This is a genomic window from Candidatus Pseudomonas auctus, assembly GCF_048654275.1.
In the GTDB taxonomy this organism is placed as follows: Bacteria; Pseudomonadota; Gammaproteobacteria; order Pseudomonadales; family Pseudomonadaceae; genus Aquipseudomonas; species Aquipseudomonas pharyngis.
On record NZ_JBJYZK010000005.1, the window covers coordinates 361,024 to 375,860 of the forward strand.

Genomic DNA, 14,837 nt, shown 5'->3' on the forward strand with positions numbered 1-14,837 from the left:
CTCGCGAAGGCGTCCTTTCAGTCAACCAGCAACCTTAAGCTGGAATGGCCTTGGCCTTAGGCTCCCGATCCCAGACCCGATGCTGCCCGATCGCCGCAAAGAACGGCTGGGTCAACGCCTTCACATCCTTGCCTTCGATCAACCCCGCATCCGCCTCCAGCTTCAACACGTCCAGCAACTGTTTGGCCTCGCCATGCAGCGCAATCGCCTTCAGGTGCTTGTACGCCTCCAGCAGGTAATGCAACGCCACGCCGTCACCGCTCAACGCTTTGACCGACGCCGCGCCACCCGGCACGAACACCGCATCGAACGCAATCGAAGGCAAACCTTCCATCGACGCATCCACCGCCAGGCTTTTGCCATCGGCGGTCTTCACCGGCGCCGAGGTCGGGCCGAGCAGTTTGGCGTGCGCACCTTCCGCCGCCAGCGCCTGCTTCATCGCATCAATCGCCGCACCATCGACGCCGTTGGCCGCAAGGATCGCAACTTTTCGTGTCTTGATGTTCTCCGGCAGCAGGTTGGCCTGACTCAGCGCCGGCGAGCGATCCAGTGATGTTTTAGGCACGTCGACGGTGCCTTTGCCTGGCGCTGGCAGACCCAGGTTGGCCGCCACGCGTTTGGCCAGCTCCAGATCGATGTTGGCGAGAATCTCGTTCACTTCCCGCGCCCGGATGAACTCACGCTCGACCTTGCCCAGTTCGAAACTGTAGGCGGCGATGATGTGCTCTTTCTCGTGTGGGCTCATGCTGTTGAAGAACAGCCGCGCCTGGGAGAAGTGGTCGCTGAACGACTCGCTGCGCTGGCGGATCTTGTTGGCATCGATGCGCTCCGGATAGCTTTCGAACCCGCCGTCCTGCGCGGCCGGCGGGGTTTCTTTCGGCCAGCCGCCATCAATGGAATTCGGTTCGTAAGAAGCACGGCCCTTGTCAATCACCGTACGGTGCTGGGCATCGCGCTGGCCATTGTGGAACGGTGCGACCGGGCGGTTGATCGGCAGCTCATGAAAGTTCGGCCCGCCAAGTCGGCTGATCTGCGTGTCGGTGTAGGAAAACAGCCGGCCTTGCAGCAGCGGGTCATTGGAGAAGTCGATCCCCGGCACGATATGGCCGGGGCAGAACGCGACCTGCTCGGTCTCGGCGAAGAAGTTGTCCGGGTTGCGGTTGAGGGTCATCTTGCCCAGCGGCGTGATCGGAACGATTTCCTCGGGAATCAGCTTGGTCGGGTCGAGGATGTCGAAGTCGAAGTCGTGCTCGTTTTCCTCCTCGATGATCTGAACGCCGAGTTCCCATTCCGGGTAGTCACCCATTTCGATGGCTTCCCAGAGATCGCGCCGATGGTAGTCGGTGTCTTTGCCCGCAAGTTTTTGCGCCTCGTCCCACACCAAAGAACAGGTGCCGGCGGTAGGGCGCCAGTGGAATTTGACGAAGCGCGATTTGCCCTCGGCATTGATCAGCCGGAAGGTGTGCACCCCGAAGCCCTGCATGCTGCGCAGGCTTTTCGGGATGGCCCGGTCGGACATGGCCCAGATCACCATGTGCGCCGATTCCGGTACCAGCGACACAAAATCCCAGAACGTGTCGTGAGCCGAGCCGCCGGTAGGGATCTCGTTATGCGGTTCGGGTTTCACCGCGTGGACGAAGTCAGGAAACTTGATCGCGTCCTGAATGAAGAACACCGGCATGTTGTTGCCGACCAGATCGAAGTTGCCTTCGTCGGTGAAGAACTTCACAGCAAAACCGCGCACGTCACGGACGGTGTCGCCGGAGCCGCGCGGCCCCTGGACCGTGGAAAAGCGCACGAATACCGGAGTTTTCTTCCCCGGATCCTGCAGGAAACCGGCCTTGGTCAGCGCCGCATGGTTCTCGTAGCTTTGAAAGAATCCATGGGCGCCGGTGCCGCGGGCGTGAACGATGCGCTCCGGAATCCGTTCATGGTCAAAGTGCGTGATCTTCTCACGCATGATGAAGTCTTCCAGCAGCGACGGCCCGCGAGCCCCGGCCTTGAGGGTGTTCTGGTTATCAGCAATTTTCACGCCCTGATTGGTGCGCAGGGCCTGGCCCGTGGCGTCCGAGCGAAACTTCTCCAGGCTGTCGATTTTGGCATTGGTGTTGGCGCGATCCGGGGTATCGGTGCCGGCCAGTTGGCTTTTGTCATCGGCAGGTTTCTTGGTACTCATCAGTCATGAACTCCTGTTTGTCCCGGGATTGCTCCGGGACGCTTGAGTGTTTCCCAGGCACGGCACCCAGGGTTTTCAAGTCGCTTAAGTAGTGACTGACGAGGGTTTCGGGCGTTCCTTTTTTATGACCTTTGATCCTGTTATTGCCAAATCGAAGGTTATTTGCGAAATAAATGCTAAGAACCTCTATACGGACAGGCTAAAATGCGCGCCCGGCTAACTGCTGATCCTTTTCCAACGCGCCCCACAAGGTTCGCTACGTGATCGAGTTTCAAAACGTCCATAAGACTTACCGCGTCGCCGGTAAGGACATCACCGCGCTGCACCCGACCAGCTTCTCCATCGAGAACGGTCAGGTGTTCGGCCTGATTGGCCATTCCGGCGCGGGAAAAAGTACCCTGCTGCGTCTGATCAATCGCCTGGAGCAATCCAGTGGCGGCAAGATCATCGTCGACGGCGAAGAAGTCACCGCGCTGGACGCCAACGGCCTGCGCCGTTTCCGTCAGCAGGTCGGGATGATCTTCCAGCACTTCAACCTGCTGGCATCCAAGACCGTGGCCGACAACGTCGCGCTGCCACTGACCCTGGCCGGTGAACTGTCCCGCGCCGAGATCGACCAGCGTGTGGCCGAGTTGCTGGCGCGGGTCGGCTTGTCCGATCACGCCAAAAAGTACCCGGCGCAGCTGTCCGGCGGTCAGAAGCAGCGTGTCGGCATCGCCCGCGCCCTGGCGACCAAGCCGAAAATCCTGCTGTGCGACGAAGCCACCAGCGCCCTCGACCCGCAGACCACGGCATCGGTCCTGCAACTGCTGGCCGAGATCAACCGCGAGCTGAAGCTGACCATCGTCCTGATCACCCACGAGATGGATGTGATCCGCCGCGTGTGCGATCAGGTCGGCGTGATGGACGCCGGTGTGATCGTCGAGCAAGGTTCGGTGGCCGATGTGTTCCTGCATCCGAAGCACCCGACCACCAAGCGCTTTGTTCAGGAAAGCGAGCAGATCGACGAAAGCGAGCAGCGCGATGACTTCGCTCACGTGCCGGGCCGCATCGTGCGTCTGACCTTCCAGGGCGAAGCGACCTACGCGCCGTTGCTCGGTACCGTCGCCCGGGAAACCGGTGTGGACTACAGCATCCTGGCCGGTCGCATCGACCGCATCAAAGACATTCCTTACGGGCAATTGACCCTCGCCGTCACCGGTGGCGACATGGAAGCGGCGTTCGCCCGCTTCACCGCCGCTGACGTTCATATGGAGGTGTTGCGCTAATGGAAGACCTGATGAGTTTCTTCACCAATATCGACTGGTACGAAATCTGGCTCGCAACCGGCGACACCATGATGATGCTCGGCGGTTCGCTGCTGTTCACCGTGCTGCTCGGCCTGCCGCTGGGCGTGCTGTTGTTCCTGTGCAGCCCACGCCAGTTGCTCGAAGCCAAAGGCGTGTACGCCTTGCTGTCGCTGGTGGTGAACATCCTGCGTTCGCTGCCGTTCATCATTCTGTTGATCGTGATGATCCCGTTCACCGTGCTGATCACCGGCACCTCGCTGGGCGTGGCCGGTGCGATTCCACCGCTGGTGGTGGGTGCGACGCCGTTCTTCGCGCGGCTGGTGGAAACCGCCCTGCGTGAAGTCGATCGCGGCATCATCGAAGCGACCCAGTCGATGGGTGCGACCACTCGCCAGATCATCATGAACGCCTTGCTGCCGGAGGCCCGTCCGGGCATCTTCGCAGCAATTACGGTGACGGCGATTACACTGGTTTCCTACACGGCGATGGCCGGTGTGGTCGGTGCCGGTGGTCTGGGTGACCTGGCGATCCGTTTCGGTTACCAGCGGTTCCAGACCGACGTGATGATTGTCACCGTGGTGTTGCTGCTGATTCTGGTGCAAGTGCTGCAAATGGTCGGCGACCGACTGGTCGTGCACTTCTCGCGCAAATAACCGGTTTTGTAATGACATGAGCCGGCCATTCGCTGGCAGGCGCCAGACGGGCGCCGTAAAAAGGAGTTAGCTGAATGAAAAAACTGATCGTTGCCCTGGCTGCCGTTGCAGCGTTCTCGGCCCACGCCGACGAAACCCTGACCGTTGCTGCCACCCCGGTGCCGCACGCGGAAATCCTCGAATTCGTGAAGCCGGCTCTGGCCAAAGAAGGCGTGGATCTGAAGGTCAAGGTCTTCACCGACTACGTACAGCCGAACGTCCAGGTGGCCGAGAAGCGTCTGGACGCCAACTTCTTCCAGCACCAGCCGTACCTCGATGAGTTCAACAAGGCCAAGGGCACCAGCCTGGTGTCCGTGACCGGCGTGCACCTGGAACCGCTGGGCGCCTACTCCAGCAAGTTCAAGAAAATCGAAGAGCTGCCAAGCGGCGCCAACGTGGTGATCCCGAACGACGCCACCAACGGCGGTCGTGCGCTGTTGCTGCTGGCCAAGGCCGGCGTGATCACCCTGAAGGATCCGACCAACATCCTGTCGACCGTCAAGGACATCGCCCAGAACCCGAAAGACCTGAAGATCCGTGAACTGGAAGCCGCGACCATCCCGCGCGTGCTGACCCAGGTCGACCTGGCGCTGATCAACACCAACTACGCGCTGGAAGCCAAGCTCGATCCATCCAAGGACGCGCTGGTCATCGAAGGCAGCGACTCGCCTTACGTGAACATCCTGGTGTCCCGCGCGGACAACAAGGACAGCGACGCGATGAAGAAACTGGCCGCTGCGCTGCACAGCCCGGAAGTGAAGAAATTCATCACCGAGAAGTACAAAGGCGCGGTGCTGCCGGCGTTCTGATTCACATAGTTGCAACGAAAAAGGGGACGCCAGTGGCGTCCCCTTTTTCGTGGCCGGGTGTTCAGCTTTGGACCCACTGTGTATTCGTCCCTCACCCCAGCCCTCTCCCGAAGGTAGAGGGAGCCGACGTAGGTGTCTTGCGCTATCTGTCGACCTGCAAGTTCGAGTCGATTATGGATTCGGTGAAGCATGATCAGGTCGACGTAAATCTGCAGCATCCCCCATTCGGTTCCCTCTCCCTCCGGGAGAGGGTTAGGGTGAGGGCTAGCTTTTGATCTTCTTACTTGCGGTTCAACATCACCGGCAACTGCGCCACCAGCTTGGCGTTGTTCAACGGCGCCCGAATAAACCCGCGCTGCGTCCCATCAGGCCCGATCACCGCCAGGTTCCCACTGTGATCCACCGTGTAATTCGGCTTGCTGGTGTCGGCCGGAATGAACGGTATGCTCACCGCGTTCGCCACCTTCTGCAGCTCTTCGATCGACTTTGGCGTCAGGCCGATGAACTGTGGATCGAAGTAGCCCAGATACTGTTTCAACTGCGCAGGGTTGTCGCGGTTCGGGTCGACGCTGACCAGCACGATCTGCAACTTGTCCACGGCATCCTTCGGCAATTCGCTCTTGATCTGGCGCAGCTGGGCGAGGGTGGTCGGGCAGATGTCCGGGCAGAAGGTGTAGCCGAAGAACAGCAGGCTCCACTTGCCCTTGAGCTCGTTGACCGTCACCGGTTGACCGTCCTGATTGGTCATCGTCACGTCCGGCAGGTTGCGGCTCTGCGGCAGCAGAATGATGCCGGCGTCGATCAGTGCAGTCGGGTCGCCCTGGCCCTTGCCGCTCAGCACTTTGTTGACGGTCAGGCCGAGGATCAGCGCGATCAAGGCGACGAGGATGAAGACGGTTTTCTGGGTTCGAGTCATAGGTTCAACAGTAAGTAGTGGTCTACGAGCAGGGCGATGAACAGCAGAAACAGGTACCAGATAGAGTACTTGAAGGTGTTGATCGCCGCGTGCGGCCGAGTGCCACGGTACAGCACCACGGCCCATTGCAGAAACCTCGCGCCCAGCCCGAGCGCGCAGATCAGGTACAGCAGGCCGCTCATGTGGATCACGTACGGCAACAGGCTGACCGCCAGCAGGGCGAAGGTGTACAGCAGAATGTGCACCTTGGTGTAGTGCTCGCCATGGGTGACCGGCAGCATCGGAATGTCGGCCTTGGCGTATTCCTCCTTGCGATGGATCGCCAGCGCCCAGAAGTGCGGCGGGGTCCAGGCGAAGATGATCAGCACCAGCAGCAGCGGTTCGGCACTGACGTGGCCGGTGGCGGCGGTCCAACCGAGCAGCGGCGGGGCGGCGCCGGCGAGGCCACCGATGACGATGTTCTGCGGCGTCGCGCGTTTGAGAAAACCGGTGTAGATCACCGCGTAGCCAAGCAGCGAGGCCAGGGTCAGCCACGCGGTCAGCGGATTGGTGAAGGTCAGCAGCAGGGCCTGGCCGAGCAGTGCCAGCACCAGCGCAAAGGTCAGTGCGCCCGTGGGCGAAACCCGGCCCTCGGCCAGCGGCCTTTTATGGGTGCGGGCCATGACCGCATCGATGCGCCGGTCCACCACGTGATTGACCGCCGCCGCGCCACCGGCACACAACGCGATCCCCAGGTTGCCGAACACCAGCACCGTCCACGGCACCCCGGCGCGGGTCGCGAGGAACATGCCCACCAGCGAGGTGATCAGCATCAGCACCACGACTTTCGGTTTGGTCAGCTCCAGGTAATCACGCCACAGCGCCTGCGCCGGACGTTCGCCGATCAGAATCGCCATGGCGTCTCTCCTTTAATCGTGATGGGCGCCGCCGAGTGTTTGCGCGGGCTCAGGCGCCAGCGCGCGATCATCGGCTGCTTGACCCGAACCAGACTGGTCCGCGCGTGATAGTTGACCAGCACCATGGTCAGCAGCAGCGCTGCGCCGCCGGCGTTATGCGCCACAGCCACCGGCAGCGGCAGATGGAACAGCACGTTGCTGATGCCGAGGGTGATCTGCGCGCCGAGGGCGATCAGCACCAGCCCGGCCAGTCGCGTCATGCCCACCACTTTCAGTTGCCAGGCCAGGCCGAGCAGGACGACCGTCACCAGTAACGCACCGATGCGGTGGGTCAGGTGAATCGCCGTGCGTGCATCGCTGTCGAGTTGCCCGCCAAGATAATTGGGGCCGATGTGTTGGGTCAGGTGAAAGCCGTTGGCGAAATCCGCCGGCGGCAGCCATTGGCCGTGGCAGGTCGGGAAGTCGATGCAGGCCACCGCCGCGTAGTTGGAACTGACCCAGCCGCCGAGAGCAATCTGGCCGATCACCAACAGCAATCCGGCAGTCGCCCAATATTGCAGACGCTTGGGCACGGTCAGCGCCGGCAGCACGCCGGACAGTCGCAAGGTCAGCAGAAACAGCAGGCTCAAGGTCGCGAAGCCACCGAGCAAATGCCCGGTCACCACTTGCGGCCAGAGCTTGAGCGTCACCGTCCACATGCCGAACGCCGCCTGGGCGAACACCACCGCCAGCAGAAACAGCGGCAGCTTCAGCGGTTGCCCGGGATGACGACGGTTGACCCACGCGCGACCGGCCAACACCGAGATCAGCAGGCCGAGGGTGCCGGCGAAGTAACGGTGGATCATCTCGTTCCAGCCTTTGTGCGCCTCCACTGGCGAGTCGGGGTAATGCAGTTCGGCATGGGCCAGCTGGGCTTCGCTTTTCGGCACGCTGATGAACCCGTAGCAGCCCGGCCAGTCCGGGCAGCCGAGGCCGGCGTGGGTCAGGCGGGTGTAGGCGCCGAGCAGCACCACGATCAGTGCCAGCAGGGTGGCAAACAGCGCGAGGCGAAATCCAGGTTTGGCCATGACGATGCCCTTATCCGATGTTCGACAGTTTCAGCAGGTGGCGCAGGTCGTTGAGCAGATCCTTGCCCTTGACGCTCGGGTCGTAACGCAGCACGAGGTTGCCGTGGGGATCGATGATCCACAGTTGCGGCGTGGCCTTGTCGCCCGTGGTCTTGCTGAAGGTCGCCGGGTCCAGCGGGTAGCGTTGCAGCTGCGGGTATTCGCGGGTCAGCTTGGCTTCGTAGTCGGCAGCCAACGGTTGTGCAGCGGCCAGGGCGTGGCTGGCGCGCCCGGCTTCGCGGCCCAGGCCGATCTGGATCTGCCGCGCCAGGTACACCAGTTGCTGGCAGTCCACCGCGCAATCCTTCGGTGCGGTCACCAGCATCTGCCAGCGCGTTTCGTCAGCCTGGATGCCGAGGTCGGCGCGGGTCTGACCGTTGCCGATCAATTCGCCGTGATAGCTGCGACCTTCCGGCACCCAGAACTGCAACTTGTACATGCCGGTGGCGAGGATCATCGGACCGACCACGCCGAGCACGATCAGCAGCAGCTGGATGCGTCCGCGACGGCGACTGGCCGGGACTTTCGTTTCAGACATGCTGGGTGGATTCATGGCCGCTCCCATGGTGTTTCTCCTTTGCGTTGTGCCAGCCGAGATAGAGGTAGAGCCCGAGCAGGGCGGTGGCCATGGCGAACCACTGCACGGCGTAACCGAGGTGTTTTTCCGGGCCCATCGCAACTACCGGCCAGTCGGCCTGATAGCTGGCGGGGCCGGGTTCGGCGCGTAATTCGTAGGCGAAACCATCGCGTTCGAGGGTTTTCCACAGCTTCGCGGGTTCGACGGCGGTGACGGTTTGCGGCCAGGTGCTGCTGACCGGATCGGCATGCAGCTGGAAGGTGGCACCGGGGGCGACATACACCCAGGCATCGACATTCACGGCATCGGCTGGCGTATTGAATTGCGGGGTCGTGCGCCGGTCCGGCCACGGCAGCCAGCCGCGATTGACCAGCAGCCACTGGCCGCTTCGCTGATCCTGAAACGGTTGCAGCAATTCGACGCCGACCTTGCCGTTGCGCTGACGGTTGTCCAGCAACAGGCTGTGGGCGGCATCGAACTGGCCGTGCAGATGCACCCGGCGAAACGCCGGATCGGCGCTGTGCGGCAACTCGGTGCTGGCCATCGGTTCGGCGGCGCGGCGTTCGGCGTAGCTGGCGAGCAGGGCGGTTTTCTCCGCGCCCCGGCTCAGTTGCCAGAAGCCCAGCGAAATCAGCAACGGCAGCAGCAGGCCGACCACCAGAGTCGGCACCACGCCCGGCCGGAAGCGCTTCATGGCCGCGCCAGAAAATCAGTCAGTGCGATCGCTATACTCAAGTGCATCGCTTGTTCCCCCGGAGTTCTTCCCATGCTCAAAGCAGCCATCGTCCTGATGCTGATTGCCACGGTGGTCAGCCTGTTCAGCGGCCTGTTTTTCCTGGTCAAGGACGACAGCAGCTCGAATCGCCTGGTGATCGCCTTGAGTGTTCGGGTGACGTTGGCCGCTGTCACCGTCGGCGTGATCGCCTGGGGTTTCTACAGCGGCCAACTGGTGTCGCACGCGCCTTGGTAGCTCTGTTCCTCAGAGCACGTAAACGAAGATGAACAAGCCGATCCACACCACATCGACGAAGTGCCAATACCAGCTCGCCGCTTCAAAACCGAACTGATGTTCGTTGTCGAAGTGGCCCTTCATGATGCGCATCAGCATCACGAACAGAATGATCGTGCCGATGGTCACGTGGGCGCCGTGGAAACCGGTGAGCATGAAGAACGTCGCGCCGTAGATGCCCGAGCCGAGGGTCAGCCCCAGTTCGTGGTAGGCGTGGATATATTCTTCGGCCTGGAAGCCGAGGAACGCGCAGCCCAGCAGCACGGTGATCGCCAGCCACAGTTTCAGCGCGCCGCGATGACCTTTCTTCAGCGCGTGGTGGGCGATGGTGATGGTCACGCTGGAGCTCACCAGCAGGATGGTGTTGATCAGCGGCAGGCCCCAGGGGCTGATGACTTCCTTGGGCGGCGGGAACAGTTTCGGATCCGGCGTGTGCAGCAGCGGCCAGGTGAACTGGAAGTTCGGCCAGAGCATGTGGGCGATGCCTTTGGTGCCTTCGCCGCCCAGTGCCGGGCCGGAAATGTGCCGCACGTAGAACAGCGCGCCGAAGAAGGCGATGAAGAACATCACCTCGGAGAAGATGAACCAGCTCATGCCCCAGCGGAACGAGCGGTCCAGTTGCGGGCTGTACAACCCCGCGCGGCTCTCCTTGATCACCGTACCGAACCAGCCGAACAGCATGTACGCCAGCAACAGACCGCCGACGAAAAAGATCAGCGGGCCGTGGGATTCCGGACGCGCTGCCTTCAGATCGTTGAACCAGGTCGCCAGGCCGTACACGGTGACGAACATCCCCACCGTGGCCACGATCGGCCACTTGCTCTGGGCCGGGACGTAATAGTGCTCATGAGTTGCCATTTATTGTTCTCCTTATCGGGCACGCTTAACCGCCAGTGTTTGCAGCCACCGGAGGATGTCGGGCGGTGATATCGAACAGCGTGTAGGACAGCGTCAGGTGCTTCACGTCCTTGGGCATGTCGCGGTCAACGATGAAACGCACCGGCATCTCGATCTGCTGACCGGGCTGCAGCACCTGCTGGGTAAAACAAAAGCATTCGGTCTTGTGGAAATACGCCGCCGCATTGCTCGGCGCGATGCTCGGTACGGCTTGAGCGCTCATTGGTTTGTCGGTGGGGTTGCGCGCGATGAAGATCATCTCGTTCACCGCGCCGGGGTTGGCCGTCAGCTCGTCATGCTTGGGGTAGAAATCCCACGGCATGTCGGCGGTGTTGGTCGACAGAAACTGCACCCGCACCTGCCGCGTAGCATCGACGGTCTGCTCGCCCTCGTACTGCCCGGCGGTCTTGCCGTTGATACCGAACGCCTTGCACATCACGTCGTAGATCGGCACCAGGGCAAAGCCGAAGACGAACATCGCCACCACCACGCCGAGCAGTCGGGTGACCAGCTTCTTCAGCGAAATCGAGTCAGCCATGGTGGCGGCCCTCAACGGCTACAGGGTTCATTTCACTTCCGGCGGCGTGGTGAAGGTGTGATACGGCGCCGGTGACGGCACGCTCCATTCCAGACCTTCGGCGCCATCCCACGGTTTGGCCGGAGCCGGCTCGCCGCCACGGATGGTCTTGATCACGATGAACAGGAAGAAGATCTGCGTGGCACCGAACATGAACGCGCCGATCGACGAGACCATGTTGAAGTCGGCGAACTGCAGGTTGTAGTCCGGAATCCGCCGGGGCATGCCCGCCAGACCCACGAAGTGCATCGGGAAGAACGTCAGGTTCATGCCGACGAAGGACAGCCAGAAGTGCAGCTTGCCCAGGGTTTCGTCGTACATGTGGCCGGTCCATTTCGGCAGCCAGTAATAGGCCGACGCGAAGATCCCGAAGATCGCCCCCGGCACCAGCACGTAGTGGAAATGCGCGACCACGAAGTAGGTGTCCTGGTACTGGAAGTCGGCCGGGGCGATGGCCAGCATCAGCCCGGAGAAACCGCCGATGGAAAACAGGATCACGAACGCCACGGCAAACAGCATCGGCGTCTCGAAGGTCATCGAGCCTTGCCACATGGTGCTGGCCCAGTTGAACACCTTCACCCCGGTCGGCACCGCGATCAGCATCGTCGCGTACATGAAGAACAACTCGCCCACCAGCGGGATGCCCACCACGAACATGTGGTGCGCCCAGACAATGAACGACAGGAACGCGATGCTCGCCGTGGCGTAGACCATCGAGGTGTAGCCGAACAGCGGCTTGCGCGAGAAGGTCGGGATGATCTGGCTGACGGCACCGAAGGCCGGCAGGATCATGATGTACACCTCGGGGTGGCCGAAGAACCAGAACACATGCTGGAACAGCACCGGGTCACCGCCACCGGCGGCACTGAAGAAACTGGTGCCGAAGTGGATGTCCATCAGCATCATCGTCACGCACCCGGCCAGCACCGGCATCACCGCGATCAGCAGGAACGCGGTGATCAGCCAGGTCCAGACGAACAGCGGCATTTTCATCAGGGTCATGCCGGGGGCGCGCAGGTTGAGGATGGTGGCGATCACGTTGATCGCGCCCATGATCGAGCTGATCCCCATCAAGTGAATGGCGAAGATGAAGAACGTCACGCTTTCCGGGGCATAGGTGGTGGACAGCGGCGCGTAGAACGTCCAGCCGAAGTTCGGCCCGCCACCGGGGGTGAAAAGAGTCGAGACCAGCAGCAGGAACGCCGCCGGCAGCAGCCAGAAGCTGAAGTTGTTCATCCGCGGCAGGGCCATGTCCGGCGCGCCGACCATCAACGGAATCATCCAGTTGGCGAGGCCGACGAACGCCGGCATCACCGCACCGAACACCATCACCAGGCCGTGCATGGTGGTCATCTGGTTGAAGAACGCAGGCTCCACGATCTGCAATCCGGGCTGGAACAGCTCGGCGCGGATTACCATGGCGAACGAGCCGCCGAGCAGGAACATGCAGAACGCAAACCACAGGTACAGCGTGCCGATGTCCTTGTGGTTGGTGGTCAGCACCCAGCGCATCAGGCCTTTGGCGGGGCCGTGGGCGTGGTCGTGGTCGGCATGACCGTGGTCATCAATGACAGCGCTCATGGCCGGTCTCCTTCAAGTGAGTGGACTGGGCAGGCCGGGACGCAGGGCCCCGACCGGTTCACGAAGTACGCAATAGACCGGCTCATTTGCTTTCCGCCTGTTTCAGCTCCAGCACTTCTTTTGGCGTGACCATGTCGCCCTTGTTGTTGCCCCAGGCGTTACGTTCGTAGGTCACGACCGCTGCGATATCGACTTCCGACAGCTGCTTGCCGAACGCCGCCATGGCGGTGCCGGGCTTGCCGTGGAAGACAATGCTCAGGTGCGCGTCTTTCGGGCCGGTGGCGATTTTCGAGCCCTTGAGGGCCGGGAACATCGGCGGCAGGCCCTGGCCTTCGGCCTGGTGACAGGCGACGCAGGTGGTGTGGTAGATCTTGTCGCCGCGCTCCTTGAGCTCGTCGAGGGTCCATTCCTTGCTGGTCAGCTCCTTGAGCTGCAACGCTTCGGCCTTGCGCTCGGCGAGCCATTTTTCGTAGTCGGCCTTCTCCTTGACGTCGACCACGATCGGCATGAAGCCGTGGTCCTTGCCGCACAATTCGGCGCACTGGCCACGGTAGAGGCCGGGCTTGTCGATGCGGGTCCAGGCTTCGTTGACGAACCCGGGGATCGCATCGCGCTTGACCGCGAAGGCCGGCACCCACCAGGAGTGGATCACGTCGGCGGAGGTAACGAGGAAGCGCACCTTGGCCCCGGTCGGTAGCACCAGCGGCTTGTCGACTTCGAGCAGGTAGTGCTCGCCCTTGGCTTCCTTGTTGTGGATCTGCTCGGCGGGCGTGGCCAGGTTGCTGAAGAACTCGACGTCCTGGCCCAGGTATTTGTAGTGCCACTTCCACTGATACCCGGTGATCTGGATATCGATATCCGGCTCACTGGTGTCGTACATCTTGATCAGGGTCGCGGTCGCCGGAACGGCCATCGCCACCAGGATCAGCAGCGGGACAACGGTCCAGAGAATTTCGACGGTAGTGCTTTCGTGGAATTTGGCGGCGACCTGCCCGGTAGAACGGCGGTGCACCATCATCGACCAGAACATGGCGCCGAAGACGATGATCCCGATCACCACACAGATCCAGAAAATGGTCATGTGCAGGTCGAATACTGCGTGACTGATTTCAGTCGCTCCAGGCGCCATATTCACAGTCCAGGCAGCTTGCACCGGGCTGAAAATCGACCACAACAGGAGGCCCATCCAGACGTGTGGATGTCGCATCATTGCGGGTTCCCCTTATCGTTCTTGTTATCCCGCCGGCTTTCACCAGAGGCAAGGGAGCGGCTGCATCAGACTACGAACTTGAATCGCCGGGCCTTGCTGCGTGGGCAGTCGGGCGTCATCAGCTAACTCCATTCAATGGCGAGTATAGACAGCCACCGAGAAATGCAATGTGAGGACGTAAATCGAATGAAACAGCTGACACTTGCGTTCCAGGGCACGAATGGAGAAGGATGCAGACGAGTGGTGGCAAACCGATATAACGCCGGTGCATCAAGGATGAAATAATTATGACAAATGCGTCTTAGCATTTTTCGTAAGCCAGCTAAGTTATGTCTTCCCTATTTCATTGCCTTGTTTCCTGGAGTTTTCATGAACACCGCCGCATTGCGCGAGCAAATACACATAGCCCGACAACACGAGATTGAAACCGGAAAGCTGACCCGTCAGCTCGAAGCTCAAATGCAACACCTGCACCCGGCGATCCAGTTGCCGGAAACCGACGCCAACGGCGTGCTGACGCGTTTTGTCGCCGCCTACATCGACGAAGTGCCAGACCTGCTGGATGCAGCCAATGAAGTCGCCAGGGAAGCGGGAATCGAATCGCAGATCAAACCGGTGCTGAAAATCGCCGAGCAGTACTTCCTCCAGCCGCCCGTGGGCCTCGACAGTCTGCTGGACGAAGCCTATCTGGCGCACCGTTTCGTCGAAGAGGTCAACGACCTGTACATCAAGCATTTCGGCCAGCCACTGATCCCCTTGGACATGACGGTCGCCAATCTGATTGCTCACCAGTTGATCGGTGAGAAATTTGCCAACCAACTCGACGAAGTGGTGCATCACGCGGTGGACAGCATGCTCGACGACGACAGCTTTGCGCTGGAGTCGGTGGAAGCCTACCGCGAGAAACTCAGCAGCCCGGACACCGGCGCGGCGTGGAAACGCTGGCCGTGCATGAGTCGCCGTCTGGGCGTGGGCCTGGAGCTGGATCAGCCTGCTGCATAAACCGGAGTTGCACGCGATTCAAATGTGGGAGATTCTATGTTGCAGGGGAACCCTGCAACCTTAAATTGGGTTGGTATTCGCTCTGATTTTTCATGAGGGC

At 61.3% G+C, this 14,837-nt stretch carries 15 protein-coding genes; 5 read left to right on the plus strand and 10 right to left on the minus strand.

The annotated features are described in order from the left end of the window. Nucleotides 1-34: 34 nt before the first annotated feature. Nucleotides 35-2,176: a catalase HPII gene (katE, locus tag ACKUG4_RS13030; protein ID WP_445434151.1), complete on the minus strand. Its 2,142-nt coding sequence runs from the start codon at nt 2,174-2,176 to the stop codon at nt 35-37. 260 nt (nt 2,177-2,436) lie between these two features. Here katE and ACKUG4_RS13035 point away from each other — a divergent pair, with 260 nt between their 5' ends. The 3 genes from ACKUG4_RS13035 to ACKUG4_RS13045 all read left to right on the plus strand — a co-directional run bounded on the left by ACKUG4_RS13035 (nt 2,437) and on the right by ACKUG4_RS13045 (nt 4,966). Continuing rightward, nucleotides 2,437-3,444: a methionine ABC transporter ATP-binding protein gene (locus tag ACKUG4_RS13035; protein WP_007953999.1), complete on the plus strand. Its 1,008-nt coding sequence runs from the start codon at nt 2,437-2,439 to the stop codon at nt 3,442-3,444. Further along, the gene (locus tag ACKUG4_RS13040) at nt 3,444-4,118 is read left to right on the plus strand and encodes a methionine ABC transporter permease (RefSeq protein ID WP_007953997.1); all 675 of its coding nucleotides are present in this window, start codon (nt 3,444-3,446) and stop codon (nt 4,116-4,118) included. The genes ACKUG4_RS13035 and ACKUG4_RS13040 overlap by 1 nt, the downstream gene beginning before the upstream one ends. A gap of 74 nt (nt 4,119-4,192) precedes the next feature. After that, on the plus strand, nt 4,193-4,966 hold the full coding sequence (locus ACKUG4_RS13045) for a MetQ/NlpA family ABC transporter substrate-binding protein (RefSeq protein WP_085647188.1): 774 nt from the start codon (nt 4,193-4,195) through the stop codon (nt 4,964-4,966). A 280-nt stretch (nt 4,967-5,246) separates the two neighbouring features. Here the strand turns inward: ACKUG4_RS13045 and ACKUG4_RS13050 are convergent, their stop codons facing one another. The 5 genes from ACKUG4_RS13050 to ACKUG4_RS13070 are packed head-to-tail and all read right to left on the minus strand — an operon-like array spanning nt 5,247 to nt 9,155. Continuing rightward, nucleotides 5,247-5,882: an SCO family protein gene (locus ACKUG4_RS13050; RefSeq protein WP_445434152.1), complete on the minus strand. Its 636-nt coding sequence runs from the start codon at nt 5,880-5,882 to the stop codon at nt 5,247-5,249. Next, nucleotides 5,879-6,778: a heme o synthase gene (cyoE, locus tag ACKUG4_RS13055; RefSeq protein WP_007953992.1), complete on the minus strand. Its 900-nt coding sequence runs from the start codon at nt 6,776-6,778 to the stop codon at nt 5,879-5,881. The genes ACKUG4_RS13050 and cyoE overlap by 4 nt, the downstream gene beginning before the upstream one ends. Further along, nucleotides 6,766-7,845, minus strand: coding sequence for a COX15/CtaA family protein (locus tag ACKUG4_RS13060; RefSeq protein WP_440814577.1), 1,080 nt, complete (start codon nt 7,843-7,845; stop codon nt 6,766-6,768). Before ACKUG4_RS13060 ends, cyoE begins: the two co-directional genes overlap by 13 nt. 10 nt (nt 7,846-7,855) lie before the next feature. Further along, entirely contained in the window at nt 7,856-8,449 is a 594-nt protein-coding gene (locus ACKUG4_RS13065) for a PA_0111/PP_0108 family redox-active disulfide protein (RefSeq protein ID WP_064592499.1), read from the minus strand. Continuing rightward, complete coding sequence (locus tag ACKUG4_RS13070; protein ID WP_445434153.1) at nt 8,415-9,155, minus strand: SURF1 family protein; 741 nt, start codon at nt 9,153-9,155, stop codon at nt 8,415-8,417. The genes ACKUG4_RS13065 and ACKUG4_RS13070 overlap by 35 nt, the downstream gene beginning before the upstream one ends. Nucleotides 9,156-9,227: 72 nt before the next feature. On the opposite strand from ACKUG4_RS13070, the gene ACKUG4_RS13075 reads away from it, so the two are divergent. Then, a complete protein-coding gene (locus ACKUG4_RS13075; RefSeq protein ID WP_445434154.1) occupies nt 9,228-9,431 on the plus strand; it encodes a twin transmembrane helix small protein in 204 nt (67 codons plus the stop codon). 9 nt (nt 9,432-9,440) lie between these two features. Here the strand turns inward: ACKUG4_RS13075 and ACKUG4_RS13080 are convergent, their stop codons facing one another. The 4 genes from ACKUG4_RS13080 to coxB all read right to left on the minus strand — a co-directional run bounded on the left by ACKUG4_RS13080 (nt 9,441) and on the right by coxB (nt 13,735). After that, nucleotides 9,441-10,328, minus strand: a complete 888-nt coding sequence (locus tag ACKUG4_RS13080; protein ID WP_011331798.1) for a cytochrome c oxidase subunit 3 — start codon at nt 10,326-10,328, stop codon at nt 9,441-9,443. Nucleotides 10,329-10,353: 25 nt separating this feature from the next. Further along, on the minus strand, nt 10,354-10,905 hold the full coding sequence (locus tag ACKUG4_RS13085; RefSeq protein ID WP_445434155.1) for a cytochrome c oxidase assembly protein: 552 nt from the start codon (nt 10,903-10,905) through the stop codon (nt 10,354-10,356). Nucleotides 10,906-10,932: 27 nt separating this feature from the next. Further along, the gene (gene ctaD / locus ACKUG4_RS13090; protein ID WP_007953983.1) at nt 10,933-12,525 is read right to left on the minus strand and encodes a cytochrome c oxidase subunit I; all 1,593 of its coding nucleotides are present in this window, start codon (nt 12,523-12,525) and stop codon (nt 10,933-10,935) included. 82 nt (nt 12,526-12,607) lie between these two features. Beyond that, entirely contained in the window at nt 12,608-13,735 is a 1,128-nt protein-coding gene (coxB, locus tag ACKUG4_RS13095; protein ID WP_102718512.1) for a cytochrome c oxidase subunit II, read from the minus strand. A 369-nt stretch (nt 13,736-14,104) separates the two neighbouring features. Here coxB and ACKUG4_RS13100 point away from each other — a divergent pair, with 369 nt between their 5' ends. Further along, complete coding sequence (locus tag ACKUG4_RS13100; RefSeq protein WP_445434156.1) at nt 14,105-14,737, plus strand: hypothetical protein; 633 nt, start codon at nt 14,105-14,107, stop codon at nt 14,735-14,737. The last annotated feature ends 100 nt before the right edge of the window (nt 14,738-14,837 follow it).